This window comes from Bartonella sp. AP11XZML (assembly GCF_042196445.1).
In the GTDB taxonomy this organism is placed as follows: domain Bacteria; phylum Pseudomonadota; class Alphaproteobacteria; order Rhizobiales; family Rhizobiaceae; genus Bartonella.
This window is the reverse complement of the sequence record NZ_JBHIQF010000065.1, coordinates 8922-30124: the sequence shown is the minus strand read 5'-3', so window position 1 is coordinate 30124 and position 21203 is coordinate 8922. Positions and strand designations below refer to the sequence as shown.

General features: G+C 39.3%; 17 protein-coding genes. 15 read left to right on the top strand and 2 right to left on the bottom strand.

The features are described 5' to 3' along the window. Positions 1-237: 237 nt before the first annotated feature. The 15 genes from ACFIMG_RS05865 to ACFIMG_RS05795 all read left to right on the top strand — a co-directional run bounded on the left by ACFIMG_RS05865 (position 238) and on the right by ACFIMG_RS05795 (position 19078). On the top strand, positions 238-1599 hold the full coding sequence (locus ACFIMG_RS05865; protein WP_375678565.1) for a PBSX family phage terminase large subunit: 1362 nt from the start codon (positions 238-240) through the stop codon (positions 1597-1599). Further along, positions 1584-3434, top strand: coding sequence for a portal protein (locus ACFIMG_RS05860; protein ID WP_375678564.1), 1851 nt, complete (start codon positions 1584-1586; stop codon positions 3432-3434). The genes ACFIMG_RS05865 and ACFIMG_RS05860 overlap by 16 nt, the downstream gene beginning before the upstream one ends. Positions 3435-3716: 282 nt before the next feature. After that, positions 3717-4493, top strand: coding sequence for a hypothetical protein (locus ACFIMG_RS05855; protein ID WP_375678563.1), 777 nt, complete (start codon positions 3717-3719; stop codon positions 4491-4493). 345 nt (positions 4494-4838) lie between these two features. After that, positions 4839-5957 carry a N4-gp56 family major capsid protein gene (locus ACFIMG_RS05850; protein WP_375678562.1) on the top strand — a complete coding sequence of 373 codons (1119 nt, stop codon included), beginning with the start codon at positions 4839-4841 and terminating at the stop codon, positions 5955-5957. A gap of 83 nt (positions 5958-6040) precedes the next feature. Continuing rightward, on the top strand, positions 6041-6736 hold the full coding sequence (locus ACFIMG_RS05845; protein WP_375678561.1) for a hypothetical protein: 696 nt from the start codon (positions 6041-6043) through the stop codon (positions 6734-6736). 23 nt (positions 6737-6759) lie between these two features. Beyond that, positions 6760-6903 carry a hypothetical protein gene (locus ACFIMG_RS05840; RefSeq protein ID WP_375678560.1) on the top strand — a complete coding sequence of 48 codons (144 nt, stop codon included), beginning with the start codon at positions 6760-6762 and terminating at the stop codon, positions 6901-6903. A gap of 91 nt (positions 6904-6994) precedes the next feature. Then, the gene (locus tag ACFIMG_RS05835; RefSeq protein ID WP_375678559.1) at positions 6995-7150 is read left to right on the top strand and encodes a hypothetical protein; all 156 of its coding nucleotides are present in this window, start codon (positions 6995-6997) and stop codon (positions 7148-7150) included. 129 nt (positions 7151-7279) lie between these two features. After that, positions 7280-8743 carry a hypothetical protein gene (locus tag ACFIMG_RS05830; RefSeq protein ID WP_375678558.1) on the top strand — a complete coding sequence of 488 codons (1464 nt, stop codon included), beginning with the start codon at positions 7280-7282 and terminating at the stop codon, positions 8741-8743. A 369-nt stretch (positions 8744-9112) separates the two neighbouring features. Then, positions 9113-9565 (top strand): hypothetical protein, encoded by a 453-nt coding sequence (locus ACFIMG_RS05825; RefSeq protein ID WP_375629193.1) that lies wholly within the window; start codon positions 9113-9115, stop codon positions 9563-9565. Continuing rightward, positions 9562-10701: a tail fiber domain-containing protein gene (locus tag ACFIMG_RS05820; protein WP_375678557.1), complete on the top strand. Its 1140-nt coding sequence runs from the start codon at positions 9562-9564 to the stop codon at positions 10699-10701. The genes ACFIMG_RS05825 and ACFIMG_RS05820 overlap by 4 nt, the downstream gene beginning before the upstream one ends. Continuing rightward, the gene (locus ACFIMG_RS05815) at positions 10698-11702 is read left to right on the top strand and encodes a phage tail protein (RefSeq protein ID WP_375678556.1); all 1005 of its coding nucleotides are present in this window, start codon (positions 10698-10700) and stop codon (positions 11700-11702) included. Before ACFIMG_RS05820 ends, ACFIMG_RS05815 begins: the two co-directional genes overlap by 4 nt. Positions 11703-13049: 1347 nt before the next feature. After that, positions 13050-13535, top strand: a complete 486-nt coding sequence (locus tag ACFIMG_RS05810) for a hypothetical protein (RefSeq protein WP_375678555.1) — start codon at positions 13050-13052, stop codon at positions 13533-13535. A gap of 2228 nt (positions 13536-15763) precedes the next feature. After that, positions 15764-16207, top strand: a complete 444-nt coding sequence (locus ACFIMG_RS05805; protein ID WP_375610680.1) for a hypothetical protein — start codon at positions 15764-15766, stop codon at positions 16205-16207. Positions 16208-17892: 1685 nt separating this feature from the next. Beyond that, positions 17893-18666 carry a DUF4167 domain-containing protein gene (locus ACFIMG_RS05800; RefSeq protein ID WP_375611688.1) on the top strand — a complete coding sequence of 258 codons (774 nt, stop codon included), beginning with the start codon at positions 17893-17895 and terminating at the stop codon, positions 18664-18666. 232 nt (positions 18667-18898) lie between these two features. Next, on the top strand, positions 18899-19078 hold the full coding sequence (locus ACFIMG_RS05795) for a hypothetical protein (RefSeq protein ID WP_375678554.1): 180 nt from the start codon (positions 18899-18901) through the stop codon (positions 19076-19078). Positions 19079-20203: 1125 nt separating this feature from the next. Here ACFIMG_RS05795 and ACFIMG_RS05790 read toward each other — a convergent pair. Both ACFIMG_RS05790 and ACFIMG_RS05785 read right to left on the bottom strand, forming a co-directional pair. Next, positions 20204-20653 (bottom strand): hypothetical protein, encoded by a 450-nt coding sequence (locus ACFIMG_RS05790; protein WP_375678553.1) that lies wholly within the window; start codon positions 20651-20653, stop codon positions 20204-20206. A gap of 44 nt (positions 20654-20697) precedes the next feature. Next, on the bottom strand, positions 20698-21063 hold the full coding sequence (locus ACFIMG_RS05785) for a hypothetical protein (protein ID WP_375678552.1): 366 nt from the start codon (positions 21061-21063) through the stop codon (positions 20698-20700). Between the last annotated feature and the right edge of the window lie 140 nt (positions 21064-21203).

Genomic DNA, 21203 nt, shown 5'->3' with positions numbered 1-21203 from the left:
TTTGAGGGGGTGGGGCTTTTGTGCCTTGGGGGCTTGGGGCGCATAGGTGGGGTCAAGGGGATCTCATGCAAAAAAGTGAAATTTATTGAATATTAGGATGAAGAAAAGATAAAGCGCTGCTTTTGAGAAGGGCGTTTTTCGTTCTATTGCTCTTTTCGTTCAATTGCTCTGGGATCATTAAACTTGGGATAAGCAAAAGGGTGCAGCGCAATTATTGCTAAAGTATGAAAATTTATAATGACAACTGTTCAGAAAATTTCTCAAAAAATTGAGCAGAAAACGGCTCAAGTGGCTCTTATTCCAAAGCTTATTCCTGTCTTTACTGGAAATGCCGATGTGCGAGCCGCTTGGGGAGGACGCGGTTCTGGAAAAACACGTTCTTTTGCTTTGATGTCTGCCGTGGTGGGATATCGCCATGGAATGGCTGGAGAACGCGGGATTATTCTTTGTGCACGGCAATTTCAAAATTCTCTTAATGAAAGTTCTTTGGAAGAAATTAAACGCGCTATCGAAGCTTATCCTTTTTTACAAGATTATTATGAAATCGGCGATAAATATATTAAGTCAAAAGATGGACGGATTGTCTATGTGTTTGCTGGGCTTGATCGCAATATCGCAAGTATTAAATCAATGGGGCGCGTTTTCCTTTGTTGGGTCGATGAAGCTGAGCCCGTGACAGAAACTGCTTGGCAAACACTTATTCCAACTTTGCGCGAAGAAGGAAAAGATTGGAATGCAGAATTATGGGTCACATGGAACCCATGCCATGAAAATGCAGCCGTGGAAAAGCGTTTCCGAAATGTCGATAATCCTCATATCAAAGGGGTGGAAATCAATTGGCGTGATAATCCGCAATTTCCTGAAAAACTCAATCGTGATCGAATGGACGATTTGCAGCAAAGACCAGAGCAGTATAACCATATTTGGGAAGGCGAATATCTCCAAGCTGTCCAAGGGGCTTATTATCAGAAATGTCTTCTCGAAGCCGAAATGGAAGGGCGGATTACAACTGTTCCACGTGATCCTTTGATGCAGGTGAGAATATTTTGGGATATCGGGGGAACAGGAGCAAAGGCCGATGCTACCGCATTGTGGGTGGCGCAATTTGTTGGACGGGAAATCCGAGTGCTCGATTATTATGAAGCCCAAGGACAACCTCTCTCAGAGCATGTGGGCTGGGTCTTTCAAAGGGGATATGAAAAGGCTCTTATGGTTTTGCCTCATGATGGCGCAACAAAAGATCGTGTCTATAATGTGAGTTTTGAAAGTGCCCTTCAACAAGCCGGTTTTCAAACCAAAATAATTCCTAATCAAGGAACAGGCGCTGTGAAAATGCGTATCGAAGCCGTAAGGCGGTTGTTTCCTGCACTATGGTTTAATCGTGAAACGACATGTGCGGGCAGAAAAGCGCTTGCTTGGTATCATGAAAAGCGCGACGAACAGCGCAATATCGGACTAGGGGCTGAACATGATTGGGCTAGCCATGGCGCCGATGCCTTTGGACTGATGTGTGTGGCTTATGAACAACCAAATGCTAAAGCGCGAAAAAAACCTTATCGCTCGTTTCACCATTCTCAAACTTCATGGATGGCTTTTTAATGAATAGTTCTACAGATTCTTCTTTTAATCAAATCGAAACGCTTGAAAATCAAGCTCTCTTTAAAAAACTCGTGGGTTGGTATCAGGATGATATTGATCATGTCGAAAAATGGCGAAAAAATGCCCAGGAAGATTACGATTTTTATAATGGACGGCAATGGAATGAGCAAGACTTGGCTGTCTTGCACGAACAAAACAGACCGGTGATGACTTTTAACCGTATTGCGCCTTTAATTAATGCCGTGATTGGGGCTGAGCGCAATAATAAAAGGCAAGTGCAATTTATTCCACGACAAGAAGGGGCTGCCTTTGCAAACCAGATTTTGACAGGGGCGGCTGAGTGGTTTCGTGATGAAGCTGACGGGGAATACGAAGATTCCGATGCTTTTCAAGATGCAATTATTTGCGGAATGGGCTGGACAGATACACGCCTTGATTATGAACAAGATCCGCAAGGAAAACCAATCATTGCACGTTTAGACCCGATGAAAATGGTGTGGGATGCAAGTGCTGTCAAGCCTAATCTCATTGATGCACAACGCTTATGGTATATTGATGAAAAACCCCTTGCTGTGGCGCAGGAAATGTTTTCCCATGTTCATTGGAGCGATCTTAATGCTGATTGGGTTAAACATCAGAGTTTTTTACATTCAACCAGCGATGGGATGACACAAAGTTATCAATCCGAGAGGGGGTATCAAGGAGAAGAGGGGAGCGGCTATCAACGTCCTAAAATGGTGACATTGGTAGAATGTCGCTGGTTTGAACGCGAGGTGGTTTATAAAGTTCTCGAGCCTCTAAGTGGAAAGTTTGTCGATTATTCAGAGCAGGATTTCCAAAATTTAAGCAAAACCTTTCCTCATGTCCAGGCAACAAGGTTGAACAGAAAAATTGTCAAACGGGCATTTTTAGGTAGAAAGCTTCTTGAAGCGCCTGATAAGCCCTTGGTTCCACCCAATCAATTGGGATGGGAGTGTATTACCGGTACTTTTGATAAGTTAAGCCGGCAATTTTATGGAATTGTTAAGCCAACAAAAGATCCGCAACGGTGGGCAAACAAATATTTTAGTCAAGTGATGCATTTGCTCAATAGCCAATCAAAAGGCGGAATTATGGCAGAACGCGATGCTTTTGATGATGATCGACAAGCCCTCGAGAGTTGGGCTAGAGCCGATAGTATTACTTGGTTGAAAAGTGGTGCTGTGTCTGGGGGAAGAATCCAACCTAAACCCGTGGCACAATTTCCGCAAGGGTTTTTCCAATTGTTTAATGAAGCAAAGAGCGCTCTCGAACAGGTGACGGGGTTGTCTTCTGAATTTATTGGGACGCGAGCTGTCAATCAGCCTGGCATTCTTGAACAACAACGGCGACAATCGTCACTTAATCTTTTAGCTTCCTTTTTTGATGGGTTGCGTCGATATCGGCAACGACAGGGAAAAATTATTCTCTATCTTATTCAAAATTATCTGTCCGATGGGCGGTTGGTGCGTATTGCCGGTGATGAAAATGCCCAGTATGTGCCGCTGACACGCGAAATGGTGACAAGCTTGGAATATGATATTGTCGTGGATGATGCACCAACAAGTCTTAATGAAAAAGAGCGTACTTTTGCACTGATCATGCAATTGCTGCCTTTGATGCAAAATTTTACAACGCCTGAGATTATGCTCGATCTCTTACGCTATTCGCCTTTACCAGCTTCACTTATTCATAAAATTGCGATAAAGGCGCAAAACTCTTTTCAAGAAGAGCAAAATGCCTCAGCGCAGATGGGGGATAATGTGGGGACAGAGCAGATAATGCAGATGTTGCAGACAGCAAAGGCTCAACAATAGGGTGCTTTGTCATGCGTGACTTCTGATAAACGCCATATATCATAAATTGCTTATCGATTTTCGTAGTGCATGGGCTCCCTTTTCTCAAAAGAACTGTTTTGTAGGGCAGGACTGTTGGGAAAAGCAGGGTGGAGAGGGAGTCTTGCCGTCATGTGGGGTGGAGAGCATTGGGGGGAATGCTGGTGCTAAATGATGAGAGAGCATTGAGGGGATAAATGCTTATGGGGCTGTTTTATCTGAAAAATTTGATTTTATTGTTTAAAAAAAGAGAAGGCTAATGTCATGGATCAAGAACACTTAACGCCGGCAGAACAAAACCAATTGAAACAAGATTTTCTGGTCTCAACACAAGAGGGAGAAAATGGTGAAATTGCAAGAGAAGAAAAAACTCTTGAAGATAATTTTCAAGGGCAAATGCTTCAACAACAGGACTCTTCGCAAAAGGCTGGAAAAGAGGTTCAAGGGGGAGAAGATGTTCCACCAGATCCACAAAAAGACTTCATGGGCTATATGCAATGGTTGGGAAAAACACTCCAAAAACAAGGGTTTGCACATGAAAAACCCCAAGATAAACCGACTGTTTGTGAAGCAGAACAGTTGCATGCATTTTATCAACAGTCTGTTGCCAGTGTTAAACAAAAGCATCATGATTTTGATCAAGCGGCTGATTTTATTTATGAAACGAGGGCTAAACAGTTGGCAGCTTGTGCTTCGCTCTATCCTGAGATGGCAGACCCCAAAAATATTGATGCGTTGATTGGTGATGAGTTGAAGCAGATCTTGCGCGATTGTGCGCAAAAAAATCAAAATCCGGCTGAAGTGATTTACACGATCGCACAAAAAATTGGCTACACAAATGTTCCGAATAACATGGGTGAAAATTTACAGGAAAGACACAATTCTGCACGTACTCTTGCTGCTTATAACGGTTTAACGCCAAATGGGCCGATTTCTTTGGATATGCTTGATAAAATGTCAGAAGCAGAGTTTAGCGCTTGGGTTGCTGATCCTAAAAATAAAGCCGCTTTTAATCGTTTAATGGGGGGAAGAGAATTTTAAAAACAAGAATGTGGCAGGTGTTTTTTGCGGGAATGTTAAGAGGCTTTTAGCGCAGGAGAATGCGGGGGAGTGTTTTTTGCGGGAATGTTAAGAGGCTTTTGGCGCAGGAGAATGCGGGGGAGTGTTTTTTGCGGGAATGTTAAGAGGCTTTTGGCGCAGGAGAATGCGAGGGGATTTCTCAAACACGGATGTGGAGAGGAGAGCTCTTATAAGGGGGAGGCAGACGCTAACAGAAATTAGATAAAACTCACAAACAACCTATTCACCATTTGAAATGAAATGTGGTGTTTTAACAACCGGCGCTTTGCCGGGTTTTTTATGTCAATAAAACTTTTAGAGGACAAAATGACTGTAACTTATATCGGACTTAATGACCCAATGGCAGTGCGCACATGGTCTAAATTACTAAACCAAGAAGTCTCAAAAGCACTTCCAATTGCACCGTTGATTGGAAATGATTCAAACAGTATCGTACAATTAAAAGATGAAACCACGAAAGCAAGTGGGGATGCTATTAGCTTTAATTTGCGTGTGCAGTTGCTAGGCGATGGGGTGAGCGAAGGGCAGACATTGGAAGGCAATGAAGAAGCTTTACAGTTTCTCAATGATCGCTTGGCAATTAATGAACTCGTTCATGCTGTGCGTGTCAAAAATGAGGGAACGATTGATCAACAACGAATTCTCCATGATTTGCGCACCGAGGCAAAAAATGGTTTGGTTGATTGGTATGCAGATCGTCTGAGTATGATGTTCTTCATTCAAGTTTGCGGGTATACCGCTAAAGCTATTAACTTTGAGGGACGTACGATTAATCTTAAACCTGTTCATTATGGTTTTAATGCGCCAACGGCACCAACCGATAAACGCATTTTGCGCCCTAATGGAAAAACAAAAGATGAAGATTTAAAAGAAAATGATACTTTTGATCTTGATCTGGTTGATAAAGCTGTTGAACGGGCTAAATTGGCAAATCCAAAAATTAGACCCGTGCGGATTGATGGGGAAAATGTCTATGTGCTTTATCTTCATCCAACCCAAGTGACGCAATTGCGAACCAATACAGATGCGGGGCAATGGCTCGACATTACTAAGGCAATCTATAGTGGAAGTCGTATCAAAAATCCGCTCTATGATGGATCTTTGGGCATGTATAATGGTGTGGTTTTGCGCGAAGCTGAACATATTACCGAAGGAGTCGAATCTGGGACGGCAAATAAAGCTGTACCAAATGTGCGTCGTGCTGTTCTGCTTGGTGCGCAGAGTGCTGTGATTGCTTTTGGTAAAGATCGAGGGGCGACACGCTATAAATTGGTGGAAGAACTCTTCGACTATGAAAGAGAATTCGGGGTCGCGGCAAAAACCATTATTGGTATGAAAAAAACTTGCTTTACCTTGCCAGGAAGTACGCAAGGGGCTCAGGATTTTGGCACTATCGTCATTCCAACTTATGGAGCACCCGCTTAAAGCGAACGCTTGCTCTCTTCCCCCAATAAGAGGGATCTGTTGGGGGAAAAATTTAAAATGCTTCCAGAAACAAGGACAGGCTTATGACCACTTTATCCACTGATCCCCAAAATCTAAACCTTACACATTCAGACCATTCTAAAACTTTTGCTTATATGGTCGCGCTTATTCAAGATGAAATTGACGATACAACAGCGGAATATTCCCTGCAAATTCAAGATTCAATTTTTACGGCTTTGCGTTTGTGTGAACGCGAACCCTTTTTCTTTAATGAAAAAAGAGAAAGGACGTTTAAAACACAAAGTGGTAAAACATGGTATGGGCAAGAAGAGGGAGTTTTTATTGAATCAGAAAAGAGTTTAGAGGGCGTCTTTTTAGCAACAAAGAATGTAACACCAACAAAGTTGTTCTTTAAGCCCTTGGAAGTGTTGCATCAACAATATGGTATGCATCCTGCGCTAGGAACGCCATTCTTTTATACGTGCCTTGATCAAAAAATAGGACTCTTTCCAACACCAGAACATGTGGAAGCTGTACAGCTTTCTTATGCTCCTGTTCATTTTGCCGATGAACAGCTGAAAGAGGATGATAACCCTTGGTTGATTTATGCTTTTGATCTTATTAAAGCACGAGCAAAATATGAACTTTATAAAAATATCCTTAAAGATCCTGAATATGCCGCCGTTTCTTTCAGAGATTTTCAAGAACAGCTTCAAGCTTTGCGCATTGAAACATCGCGCCGAAAAGGTTCTTCAAAGATTCGCCCAATGCGTTTTTAAAAAGGCTTTTTTCCAAATCGTTTATGGCTGGCGTTGAAGGTTGGTTTGGCACTGGTGGCTGGTTTGTCACTTATGGCTGGATTTGCGCGTTGGGTGTTGATGGTGAAGGGCTGGTGGATGGCGTTGGGGTGGCCATTATTGATGGTATCGTTTTTTTGGTGCGTTAAACAACCTAAGGTTGTTTATTTTGTTGAATTTTATGCCTTTAGAGTTTTAAGGGCTTTTGTGGTTTTTTATCCATAAGCCTTGGTATTTTGAATGGCACTGAGCTTTTCAAAGATTTTATGGGGGCTTTTGATGGCTCTTTCTCCCGTCATTGTGGGGGGTGATAGCGGGCAGTTGATTTTGGTTTGGCGCTGGTGGATGGCGTTGGGGTGGCCATTATTGATGGTATCGTTTTTTTTGGTGCGTTAAACAACCTAAGGTTGTTTATTTTGTTGAATTTTATGCCTTTAGAGTTTTAAGGGCTTTTGTGGTTTTTTATCAATAAGCCTTGGTGTTTTGAATGGCACTGGGCTCTTCAAAGATTTTATGGGGGTCTTGATGGCTTTTTTCCCAATCGCTGATTATCGACCCGATGTGGCGGATATCAATGGAATTTTTACCGATGAACTTGTTAATGTGCTCCCGGCTGATGGCTCCTATATCCCTATGCCAAGTTTTGAGCCTTTATCAGAGCCTTGTCCGGAGCCAATTTTAGGCACTCTTGCGGTTAAAACAAAAAATGGAGTTTCTATTATTGTCGGGACAAGAGAAAAAATCTACTTGCTTGATAATACAACAATGAACTGGAAAGATATTAGCCAAAAAGGAAAACCTTATCTGGCTAATGTTGATGCTCCGTGGTCTTTTGCTTTGTTTGGTGATTTTATCATTGCGGTGAATGCCAATGATAAACCACAAGTGATTGATATTAACCATGATAAAACATTTAGAAATTTAGGAGGAAATCCACCACAGGCAGGGATTGTTCGAATCTGGGGAGATTTCGTTTGTTTGATGAAGTTAACCGAGTATCCAAGAAGGGTTCATTGGTCTGGATTAAATGATGCTGAATTTTGGACCGTGGGGAAAAAAAGTTGTGATTATCAAGATTTTCCTGATGGCGGATTCGTCCAAGGGGCAACGGAGACAACAAATCCAATTATCTTTATGCGTTCTGCAATCTATGCCGGTTCTTTTATCCCTGGCTCTAAGATTATTTTTAGTTTCCAAAAAATCCACGATAAACGAGGCGCAAAAAATGCTGAATCAATTGTTTGTAGAGGCGATTTAGCATTCTTTGCCGATGAAGGCGGGTTTTATCAAATAACAAATGAGGGACAGATTATACCCATTGGGTTCGAAAAAGTCGATCGAACGATGACCGCAAAATCAAGGAAGGATAATCTGTACACTCTATCTGCTGCTATCGATGGGGTGTATAATCGTGTTTATTGGATGGTTGATTCTGATGAGAATCTTCATAAACGTATCTTGCTCATTTATGATTGGGGGTTGCAAAAATGGACAAAAGCTCTCGTCGATATCAAAATGATATTGCCTATTTTCTTAGCCGGAACAACCCTGGAAGGTCTTGATTTTGTGACTAAGAATATTGATGACTTGTCCTTTTCTCTTGATAGTAAAGCTTGGAAAAATGAATCGCCTATTCTGGGGGCATTTGATCAACAGGGGAGACTGGGTTCGTTTTCTGGGTGTCCTATGGCTTGTGTCGTGACATCACAAGAAATGGGACAGACAAATGGCATGATAACACGAGTGAAAAATATTATGCCTCAAGTCAATAGTGGAAAGTTTTATTTGTCTGTGGGAATGCGCTTTCGACAATCTCTTGAAGAGGAAACTGTTTGGTTGCCAGAAAAACAGCCCTCTTATAATACTGGACAAATTCATTGTCGTGCAAGGGCACGGTTTTATCGCTTTAAATTGCGCATTCCTGAAGGGGTGAATTGGACTCATGTCACTGGATTTGATGTGGAATTGACGCGGGCCGGCATGCGATAGGCATGCCCTTTTGTAATACCATGCGATAGGCTCAAACCTCTATTATTAAAGAACAAATGCCCCATAGGCTTCCCAAGCCTTTATAAACAAAGGCACAATGCGATAAGCTGTGTCTTTATAATATGAAGAACAAGGTGGTATAATATGAAGAACAAGGTGGTGCGTTATGTTTCATGCTTTTCTGCGATAAAGGAAAAATAGGCTGCACAATGGTTTATTTTTATAAAGAAAAAAGTTCCCCCTTTGTTGTGACAAAGGGATGATGGGGCTTTTTTTCTTTTATTGTGCGGGGGGCATGGAATGCGTGAAATGCGTAGGGATGCGTATTGCTCAAATGAGGGAAATGACAAAGCTAAAAAAGCTAAAATTATGATACAAGAGAGTCAAGATTTATATTCTGCTTATCTGACAGAGCAGTGGCCATGGGAAAAAATAGCTCCCTATCAAGAGGCTCTCAATGCTGCATTGAAAAAATATGTTCAGCGCTTTCCGGATGATGTTTGTCTGGAAAAAATTGCTGAAGAAATCGCTACAGGACAAGCACAATTGTGGCTGGTCTTAAAAAATAAAATCCAATTTAGTGCTTTTGCAATTACCAAAGTTGAAATAACCCATACGGGAAAAAAATGCGTCGTTCTTTCTGATCTTGCTGGAGAGGGAGGGCTGAAATTGGTCAAGTTGATTGATGAAGTCGAAAAATGGGCGCGAACAATTAATGCTGAAGAAATGCACATGTTTGGAAGAACTGGATGGGCGAAAAAGCTCGCTCATCACGGATATTCTCGTAATCTTATTCAATATAGAAAGGTTCTGAACCCATGAGTAGAAAAACCACACCTCAAGTGCAAACAACAACACAAACAAATGCTCCACCTGCTTGGGCGGCTGATATTCTTAAACAAGCCAGTGCTGATGCACTTGGACTTTATAATAAAGGAATTGGCGGAAACGTTTATCAGGGAGACAGAGTCGCTGGTCTTAGCAATATGACAAAAAATGCGCTGACCGGTTTACAACAAGCAGCAGGGCTTTATAACAATCCAACGGTAACGCAATGGTTGAATGCCCCAACCAACAGCGCTACAAATCTTTCCGGTATGGCTAAGGGAAGCTGGATTGGAAGCAATAGCAAATTTAATACCGCATTGCAAAATGCTCTGAATAAAACGTCCGATGCAATTAATCAATCGATGTCGGGAGCAGGACGTTATGGTTCTGGGGCTCATACTGGTGTGCTGGCCGATGAGTTAGGCGCCTTGGCAACAAATGCTGCAGCACAGCAATATAATCAAGATATTAACAATATGATGAATGCAAACCAGATGATTGATCGCTCTCAGAATGATCAAGTTAATGCGGCAAATAGCTATTATCAAGGACAGAGTAACGTGCAAAGCAATGCTTTGAAAGGGGGTATGATTCAAGATATAAACCGCCAAAATGTCTTAGATGCTGAACGCCAAAAATGGTCAGAAAAAGATAATCAAGATTGGAACCGATTGCAAAGTTTGTTACAGGTAGGAACACAGGCTGCTGGAAATTACGGAACGACTTCAGGAAAATCCACGACAATGCCTTCTGTGACAAAAGATCCATTGCGTGATGCGCAGCAAGTACTTGGATTGGTTGGAGGAATTTTAGGGCTTTGTGATGTGAGAGCAAAAGAAAATATTATCCCTGTGGGGCAGAAAAAGGGATATCCACTTTATACCTTTAATTATAAGGGAAATCCACAACGTTATCAGGGCGTTATGGCGCAAGACGTGTTGCGTGTGAACCCTGAAGCTGTTTATGTCAATGCGAAAACAAAGTTATTGCATGTTGATTATGACAAAATAGGACTGAAAATGGAAAAAATGAAAGGGGAGAAAATACCGGCGTCTAAAAATAAAATTGCGGCTTTCTTTTCTTCATTTTTTGCTCGCTTTCCCTTTTTGAAAAAAGAGTATCTTCTATGAGTTCGATTTATGATTGGTCAATTGTTGCATCAGAAAATGCTTATGTCGACGAGAATATAAACTGGGCAGAAGGGCAACCACCAAGCACAGTCAATGATAGTGCTCGCGCTATGATGCAACGCATCAAAGAATATTTGTTGGATAATGGGGGCGGGATTGAAACACAATTTACTGTCGATGTGAAAAATGAGAGAACGTCACTTCGTTTGGCAACAAAGTCTTTTTTTGAGACTTATATGGATGGCATTGTTGTGCGCTTTAAAGCACAAGGCGTCAACAGAGGAATAACAAATATTTCTTTAAATCAATTGCTACCACGACCAACTTATATGGCAACACCAGAGGGTATTATGCCTTTAAAGGGTGGAGAAATTCAAAAAGGGGGGCTTTATGAAGTCGTCTATACGCGTGATATTGCCGGAAAAAATGCTGATGGCTGGTTTTTAACCAATCCTACTATAAAACTTCCTGAAATTCCGCCCTTTCCTCCTTTGCCTGAAACTTTTTCTTCTGGATTTATCGGGACTTTTGCTACAGAAAAAATACCCTCTGGATGGTTACTGTGTGATGGTAAAGAATATTCGCGAAGGAACTATGCCAATCTTTTTGCTGTTTTGGGAGAAACATGGGGAAAAGGAGACGGGAGAACAACATTCAATGTTCCCGATTTGCGTGGAATGTTTTTACGGGGGCTCGATAGTGGAAAAGAAATTGATAAAGGACGTCGCTTGGGAAGCCGACAAGAAGAGTCTTTTCAATCCCATACCCATGAGGGAAAAACAGATTCAACAGGTAACCACCAGCATAGTTATCCAAAGATTGAAAAAAAGATTCTATACTACAATAGCGGGACTTATACAGAGGATGTCGCTATGGTGTCTTGGACTGGTTGTTTGACAGCTCCTGCGGGAGAGCATGAACATAAGGTCTTGTTGCAAAAAACAGGGGGAGATGAAACACGCCCCGTCAATATGGCGGTGGTTTATGCTGTCAAAGCCTGAGAATGAAAGCTGTGTGAGAGAAAGATAAAAATGCTAAAATGTTTGTTATGAAAAAAAGTCTTATTGAATATAAAGTCTTATAGAATATATTGTGTAGAAAGTTTTGAGGCGCTTTAGAAAAAACTTAACTCTCTTTATTTTTTGTGCTGCCTTTGTTGGATGTCTAAAGGTAAGTTTGCCTATTGTTCTTTAGAGGATCAAGACAGTGATTATTGAAGGTAGGGGGAGAACAAAAAAACTTTCTTTATTCATGGCGTTTTTTCTGAAGAATCAATATTTTAGCTCAAATGCCTCTCTTTTGTGATATCGTGATCCATTATTTCAAGTGCTGGGTTTAAACCGCTGCTGTGCGATGACAAAAAGCCCCTAAATAATTTTATCCTATTATACTGTAAAACACTGTCATTAAAACACTATTATTGAAGGTGGTGATATCAGTAAGATAGCTTAAAGTATTTAATACATTAGCAAATGTTCTGGGGAGGATTTGCTTGGTTAAGTATTATGCAAGTGAATCATATAAGTGAGCAGCAGACGGAATCCTTTCAGAGGAGTTGGATTGTTTACAAACCGATGTAGGGCTAAAATCTTCGTCCTTTGAGGTGGTGGGAAGAGGTCAACGGATATGTTTATTTAAAGCGAGAAAAGGCAAAATGGAGCGCTTTCTTTTTTTAGCGTGTAGGAAAAAAGCCACTCTTTGTTTTCAAAATGGACGCACTGTTGGCAAGAGCAGCAGGTTGGCGATGCGTTGTAACGTATGGTGAGGCATTGAACTCTCTGAGATGGCATTTTGTGCTTATCAGGCAACTTCTTGAAACAGGATGAGAGTGATACGAGAAAATCTATAAGACAATAGTTTATCCCGTTGTGTTGTAAAATACCATTGTTTGAGATGCGGTTAAAATTTTATGCATGGGGTGTTTTTCGTCTGTGCGTATTCCTAACGCAGCATTTTTTGTAGAGTAACTCTGGACAGGGGATACATTACAAGGATGCGTTTGAAGGGGGAAGCCAAGTCAAATCTGTTAGATAAGAAGCCAGATTGTTTACAAACCATTGTTTATTGATTGCCATTATTTAAAGACCGGTGTGGGCTTTGTCCTTGTGGGAAAGGTTGATACAGCATGCAAGGTGATATGCATTTCTCTTTGGTTTTAGGTGGTAAAATCATCATTTTAGGTGGAAAACAGAGTATAATCTAAAAAAATACCTTGTAAAAATTTTCGATGAGGAAATTTTTTTCAAAAGCTTTTCATATGGTTTTCTGAGAAATGCAAGAGCCGTACAACGAAAAAAGAGATGCAAATGCCTTAATAACGCGTTTAGCTTATCAAAAAGGGGGATATAATGGCACTTTTTCCATTTTCTATTGCTGATATTGATGATCCGGAATGTATTCGTGTGGTTCTTTATGCTAGCGGAAGAATGGGACATGCTCCTTTAAACGCATTGTTGAAGAAAGCATATGAAGATATTACAAAAATTGCAAAGCGCATGGATGCTTTAGAAAAAAAATTAAATGCTCTAGATCTTACCAATGTCGAACAGAAAAAAAATGAGAAAGAAGAGAAGCAAGACAGTATTAATAGTGTTGTGAGTGGTGGAATAACGACACCAAACAGTTTTGTGAGCGCACCAGAAATTAAAACAGAATCATCGTCCGCTGGAGACATATTTTTTTCTCCAATATACGAGGCGCCAAAAATAGACTACAGCTCTTTTATTTCAAAATTTACAGTACATAAACCGCTAGAAATACACAGTAGTGTTACTCAAAACATCAGTGTTGAGCATTCTAGAGGGATTTCTTCTTTGTTAGATAAGGAAAAATAGAATAGAGTGATCATAACAATATGTATGGGGTGAAGCTATAGATCAGATAAACCTAATTTATATCTTCGGTGGAGCCTGGAATTGCACTCTGTTTGAGATGTTAAAAAATGGTAAAAATTGATAGAGAAGCGTTGTTGCTGGATAAGTTGATCATGCGTTGTTGGGGAGAGTAGGGCGCATATTGAAATCTAAGGGTAAGTTTTTAAAGCCTACAGAGCAAGGAGCCATGCCCAAATAGAAACGCATGGCAAAAGAAGCTTTAAAAAGATAAAAAATCTTGCAATCATTTTAAAAAGCTTTTGGATAGAGCGTTTGATGATTTTAACTCTATAAATAATTTGCGGTTTTTACGCTTTTTTAAAAGAGAAAAAGTGCAGTTCCTCGCAATTTTAATTTGTTAAAAATCCCATAAAAAGAAAATGTTAATTGCCAAAAGGACAAAAGCAGAAAAATGCCTATAAAAAAATCATGCGTATCGTTGTGTCTTTTCTTATAAAGAAGAGAAATGCTGTACTGTTGGAGCAGGCTTGAAGGCTAACGTTTTACTTGTTTTCTTATCAGACAAGATTGTACAAGCGGTTGTTGATTTGTCTTATCCTGTTTATGCTGTAAAGACTGTCCTTTCAGGTGTGATGATATAAGGCAAGTCTCTTTGTAAGAGCTTCCATGATACAAAAAGTGTTTTTTAAAGGGCGTGACAAATATTTAAGGCAGGCTTATTTGTTGAGCTTTAAGTTTAAATCAATCACATGTGAGAAAGCCAAATGGACCCCACTGCAATCTGGGCTGTTGATAAATCAGATTGGGTGAAGAATCTTCATCTTTTGAAGTGGTGGATGCAAGTCAAGAAAAACCCGCTTTTACAAGCGTAAAAGAACGGGTCTTATTATAATTATGGACTTAAATCATGTGTGTTTTTTCATGGATTATATTGAGATAAAGCTACAAAGTATTTTGATTTATTTGATACGTTTTTATTTTAGAAAGTGTATTGTTATAAACAGCTCTCCTCAATACGAATGTATCATTATTTATACTCTTTTTGGATATTTTTATAAATATAATTAAAAAGCTTGCAATACTATACGTTTTGTGTATAAGTATTTATTATTGATTTCTTTTGTATTTTATTTAGTTATATCTCTATTCATAAGCCGCGCCTTTAAATGGTGCGGCTTTTTTTACTTTCTAATAACAGGGGCGCTATATATTTGTTATTGAGATGGCTTTGGATATTTTTCTCATTATTGTATTTTGTGATTTCATTTTGCAGTGAAATCTTTAAATTCTTGTGTGTTTTATCCCAATAGGGAAGATTCAAATAAAAATGCAGGCGTCTGGTTTCGGTTTCTTTGCTTTGGTTGGGGGGGCGTTGAATAGTTAAAGAATCTTTGTGATTGTTTGACGGAGAATGATATGAGGTGAAGCATAAAATGGTGGCGCATTTGAAGGGCCATTATCATACATGCCAGCATGGTCAAAAATGCAAATGTGTCTTTAACAGTGTTTGTTGATCTCGATTAGAAAGTCCATTCTTTTTTTGTTAGGAGTTTTACATCTATAATCTCTTATCTTGTTTTAGCGACTGCTTTTTGAGGGGGCGGTAATAGAAGGCGTATAAGATTTTATATATGAAGTGTTTGTGTGGTGAATAACGGTAAATCCATTGAGCACTCCCATCTTTACGCTTATGTAGAGGCAAGCCCGCACCATCATTGTATTTGCTCGCTCCCAATATTACGACAGCCTTGGTTCGTGAGATGCTTCATAAGAGCCATATGCCTTTCTTATACAGTTTTTAATCCACATGCCAGTTCCGCTTGTAACTTGTAAGCGACATGGTTTTGGTTGATTTAACATAAACAGGTTTGGAATGAGAGAATCCTATGGTGTTCGGGTTTCTCATTCAACGTGCAAAACAATAAATACTCTTTATAAATCAATATGACATGTCTTAAAGAAGACGAATTGTTTATAGATCCGCATGGATGAAGAATCTTCGTCTTTAAAGGTGGTGAGAGAAAATCATCAGCCCTATTTTTTCATAAAGGGCATGAGAAAAGTGTTTTACAAGAATTTTATACGATAAGAATTATACGGTAAAAAAGAGCGTCTTTTGACATAAGAGTCTTGATCGTTTGCGGCTATAACCTGTATTGTGTACACAGATACTTCTATCATTTTTTGCTGTAAAAGCTTCTCTTGGGATATTAAAGGGTACAATCTTTATGGAAAAAAGAATCCGAGCAAGACAAAAGGCTTATTTCAAAAGATTATATCGCAAGATTGCTTTTGTTTGCATAATACTTTTTTGTATAGTGTTTTTGTGTTTTGTTGTTGCAAAGGTGGTTAGTTATTTTTCTTCTCATAAAAAAGTAACACAACAAGCACCCGTTGAATTGGTTATTCCTGTTTTTGATCTACGCGTATATTGCAAGGAAATTTCTGCCTCCGTTATGCCCGATATGAAAAGAGAGGTTTATCAGCATTGTCTTAATTTGGAAAGTGAGGCCTATTTTGCTATTCGTGAAATGTGGGATAAGCTTTCTGATAGTGCTAAAAAACAATGTTTGACGAGGGTCCGTCCTGGGGATGGAAATTATTTTCTCTTACGAGACTGTTTTCTGAATGAAAGAGAAAATAAAACAGGCAAAAGGCGCAATTACTTTTAAGTTTTTATATGGAAAGTTAAAAGGATGCGAATTTTGATAAAAAGATAAAAGCCTCTTAAATGACTATCTGCCTCATGACCAATAGCAGCTTGATTTATTTATCTTGTTATATCGCACTTCTTATTTAAGGTGTGGCGACATAAGGTATGGATGGCCTCCTTGAAATGTTTAAGGGGGCGTGGTGGAGTTTCAGGAGGATTTGTTGCGCTTTTTTAAGGGAAATAACGAGTGTGGGAAATCCATTTCGTGATGGTTTTGGTGAATGGTATAATCATCATGAAATGTATAAAATTTATAAAGCAAGTTCATCTTTATGGTTTAAACAAAGAATAAGCCGGTACTATCTCACACTTTGCTCGCTCCCAATGGTGCTCTCGACAACCCTTTAGCCTTAGAGACGGTTCATAAGAGGCACTTTTAGTCTTTTTATCGTTTTTACTCCACGCAGGTTTTCCCACATGTAACATGCAAGAAAAAGAGATTGATTCAACAGCAAACAGATTGAGGATGAAAAATCCTACGGTATTAATTTTCTTACTCAACACAAAAAATATAAATTATCATTACAAATCAATTTAGTGTATGAATTTTATAAGTATTTTCATTGTTAACAGACCAGTGTGATTTGAGAACCTTCATTCTTTGAGGGTGTAAGTCAATAGACATGACAAAAATGAGTAAAAAAACATTCCTTTTATAAACATTTACGGCTTCTTCATGCGTAAAGCGCTGTGCTGGGTTTAAAAATGTGCTTGTTTTATAATTCTAGTGTTCTTTATCAGAAAATTCCTTATCAGAAAAGATAAGTAAGGAAATACGTTAGGCCATTCTTATTGATAGGCTTTGAGGAGGGTATTTTTTTGAGAAGAAGCTGATTTTTAAAAAAGTGTGACATATTGGTCGTTTTTTTCATAATTTGATATTTTTTTGTATTTAAATATTTTGTTTTTAAGCTCAATTTGTTATAAATAAAAACTGTGATTAACTTAAAAACTCTATGGGTTAAAATAAAAATTGATAGTATCATTGACTTGTTTGGGAAAGAAGATTGATCTCTTGGTGATTATAGGGCTTGAATAATACTTCGTGTTAATCTATCTATAAAAGTTAAGAGGTTTTGTGAGGCGATCGTGGATTATCGCTCGCAAGGGGTTGCTTTAGCGATGAAGAGAGGCTATATTTATAAAATAAAGAGGTTCGCGCAGTGACTCGTTGGGATGGAAGTGCTTGTGAGTTAAATGCACGAGGGGGTAGAGAATATCGGCGTTTTTAGGAGCGGTGGTTTTAGAGCAAAAAAGGAAGCTTCTACTATTCTCTGGCAGGAATTTTTTCTTTGTCAGGTGTGTTATATGTGTGTTTTCCTTTTTGTTTTCCACAAGATAATTATTTTTTTAGTGAAATATGGTTTATTTTAAAAAAAACACTTGGCATTTTACGTGAACATCATTAGGTTTCTGCTGTTTGACAGAGAAAAAGGGAATTTTTGATTTACGATTTCCCTGCTGTTTTGTGATTTTCAAGAAAATATATGCTTTTATCAATATCAGTAGGGTTCGTTTGAGTGAAATAAACGCGGATAGCTTGATAATCGTATGTTAAACATGATCAGCATTATCAAAAGATAATGTAATGAGGAAGCGTCAATTAAGACACACATAAGACAAACACTCCAAAAAGGGATAAAGATGAGGCCACAACAAAATAGACGGGTACGCGGTCGCAATAATAACAATAATGGTAATAACAATAATAATCGTCGCGGTCCTAATCCGTTGTCTCGCAATTATGAAAGTAGCGGTCCGGATGTTAAAATTCGCGGGAATGCTCAGCAAATTGCCGATAAATACATAAGCCTTGCGCGTGATGCACAAGGTGCAGGCGATCGTGTTATGTCGGAAAATTATTTACAACATGCCGAGCACTATTTGCGTATTATTTTAGCAGCAGCTGGGCAAATGTCTCAATCGGTTCGGCGTGATGAAAATCGTGGTGATGAAAACGAAAATCGTGATGAAAACAATGGGCAAGAATGCGGTGAAATAAATCTTGATGGTGAAAAAAAGGATGCTGTCGAGGGTGATACAGATGTATTACAAATGTCGTCGCAAAAAAATGGCAATGGCCAATATGATAAAGCGCAAAATGGGGATGCGCGTGAAAACGCTTTAGAGGCTCTATCGGATGAAAAAACAGATCAAGAGCACTGCCTCTCTGAGAAAAATGTTGAACCTGTCAAAAAAATACGTCGTTCTCCTCGTCGACGTACTGTACGGACTCAAGATGAATCATCTCTTGAGCTTTCACTTACAACAGCAGAAAGCTCTAGCAATGGAGATGCATCAACAGCAACAAAAACAGCAACAAAAGAGGATTCTTCTTTGCCTGGATTAGGTGAGGGGATACAGAGAAAACCACGCCGTCGCCGAGTGGTCAATCTTGAGGCAGAGGAAAATGTTTAAACCTGAAGGGTGCTGTGTAAGCGCGCTTATGTGGTGATGTTATTGGTATCATGATAATAAATTATAATATGCTCAAGAAGCTTCTTGCGCTTTCCTTGAGTTTTCACGGGGCTGTATTGAGACTTAACGAAGGCTGTTGACAGAAAAGATTGCCTCTTTGCTGAGATTTAAGTAAGGGGATACAGGGGAAGATGCGTCGTCGCTCAAGTGGTCAATCTTGAAGCAGAGGGAAATGTTTAAACCTGAAGGGGGCTGTATAAGCGCTTGTGGTGATGTTATTGGTATCATGATAGTAAATTATAATATGCTCAAGAAGCTTCTTGCGCTTTCCTTGAATGTTCACGCGCAGTATCAGGAACTTAACCAAAGGGTGTTGACAGAAAAGATTGCCTCTTTGCTGAGATTTAAGTAAGGGGATACAGGGAAAGATGCGTCGTCGCTCAAGTGGTCAATCTTGAGGCAGAGGGAAATGTTTAAACCTGAAGGGTGCTGTATAAGCGCTTGTGGTGATGTTATTGGTATCATGATAGTAAATTGTATATACTCAAGAAGCTTCTTGCGCTTTCTTTGGATTTTCACCGGCAGTATTGAGACTTAACAAAGGGTGTTGACAGAAAAGATTGCTTCTTTGCTGGGATTTAAGTGAGGGAATACAGAGAAAACCACATCCGTGTATTTTAAGAGGCAGTTCTTTTATGAAGAACGCAATGTCGTTGTTTTATTTAATTCACACTTATATTCAATGTATTCATGCCCATTTCGCACTGGTGTTCATGAATTCTATCATGTGAAATCCATCGGTTATCTTTGCTTAATAAAAGATGTAAACTGGGCGTTATTGCTTTAATTTTCAATGTTGCAACAGTTCTTCTTTTGATACCTGATCATTCATAAGAGGTATTTTATTCATCCATTTCCTTGCTGGGATATGTAAAGAAATGATTTTGATTCAGTTTCTTACGAACAGATTTGAAAGGGAGAATCTTACAGTATTTGAGATTCTCGTTTGACATGCAAAATAAATCATCACTATAAATTAATATGTTGAATTTTTGCACTCAAGAAGAGGTATTTCTTGCACGTTTATTAGCTTTTCCCAAGTGATGTCATTTTCTTAAAATGGGAATGCGTTGACAGAAAGGTTTCTTCTTTTCCAAGATTTAAGTGAGGGGATACAGTAAAAAACGCGCCGTCGCCCGTGTGGTGAATATTTAATGCTTATCACATTGATTTATAATAATAATTCATTGTTTTGAATGTTAGGTGAGAGCCCCTAAGCCCCTAGAATTCTCTCATTTCCAAATTTGTTCCATGTTGAATCAACAAAAAACATTCGCTTGCACGTTGCAAACGGGGAGAGCCCGTGTGGATAAATTTGTATAAGAAAGGAATAAAAATGGCTCTTATGAACTCTCTCTCTAGCGCCAAGGGCTGTGGGCAACATCCACGAGTTGGCAAAGCGTGTGATAGTGTCGGCTTGCAGAAAATGTTTAAACCTTCAGAATGCTATGTTAAGCGCTTATTGATGTTAGTTTTCTTAATGGGGCATTATCTTCGAACTCTCTTTTGTTGTTTCAACAGAAAGAACGGCGATTAGAGCACCGGTATGATAATTGTAAATCATAAATTTTGTTTGTCCATCAGGGGTTAAAACTTTCAGTACAATATTGTGTTCTGAGAGGCTTTGCGACAAAATCTGTGTTTTTTCCGGTAGAGAGAGCGTATGATGGATAACGTGTGGGTTTTTGCTGGGAGAGGAAGATAACTCGGTTTGTTTTGGCGCTGATCCGGTTGTTATCACTTTATAAACAATTAAAAACAGTACGGTTAGAATAAGGAAAAGCGTTATTAAAACGGAAATAATCATTAAACCCATAAGTTTTTTTCTCACTCGTTCTACGGCAGGGTCTAAAGGGAGATCTTGAGGCAGAGAATTTTGCTCTGTGTGATGGTCTTTTGAAGGGTGCATTCGCTTATTATCCATCATGTCTTTCATTGATTATTTTTTTGAGATCTGATGGGTTTATGCTTTTAAAGTTTTTTGTGCAAGAGGTTTGTGGAAGAAGAATGTAAAAGAGGAAGCGATGTTGGTAAAATATCTTCTTTGTGTACTGTAGACAGCTTGTCCTTTACGTTTTGGCTTTTAAGCAGGAAATTTCCATGGTTTGTTACAGACCAGATCAAGTTTACTTCTTGTTGATGTAAATTGGGGTGTACGTTTATACATTGAGCAAAAATTTGTTGTCCATAAAGTGCAAACTTTTTTGTGGACGGTACCATGGCCTGTTCACAAGCTTGAGCCGTTGGATAGATTTTAACCATTGTATTGTTCGAATAGCAACTATTAAAATCATCTGTACATGAAACTAATAAGAGGATAAAAACAAGGGGATTCATCAATTATTTTCCAAATGAGAGGTTGACAGAGCGGACTGCAATTTGTCAGCCTAGGGGCTTCTTCACTGTTAAACGCTTTCAAAGTTTTTTAGTTCCCCTTTGAGATGCGTTTTCCCCTTTGAGATGCGTTTTCCCCTTTG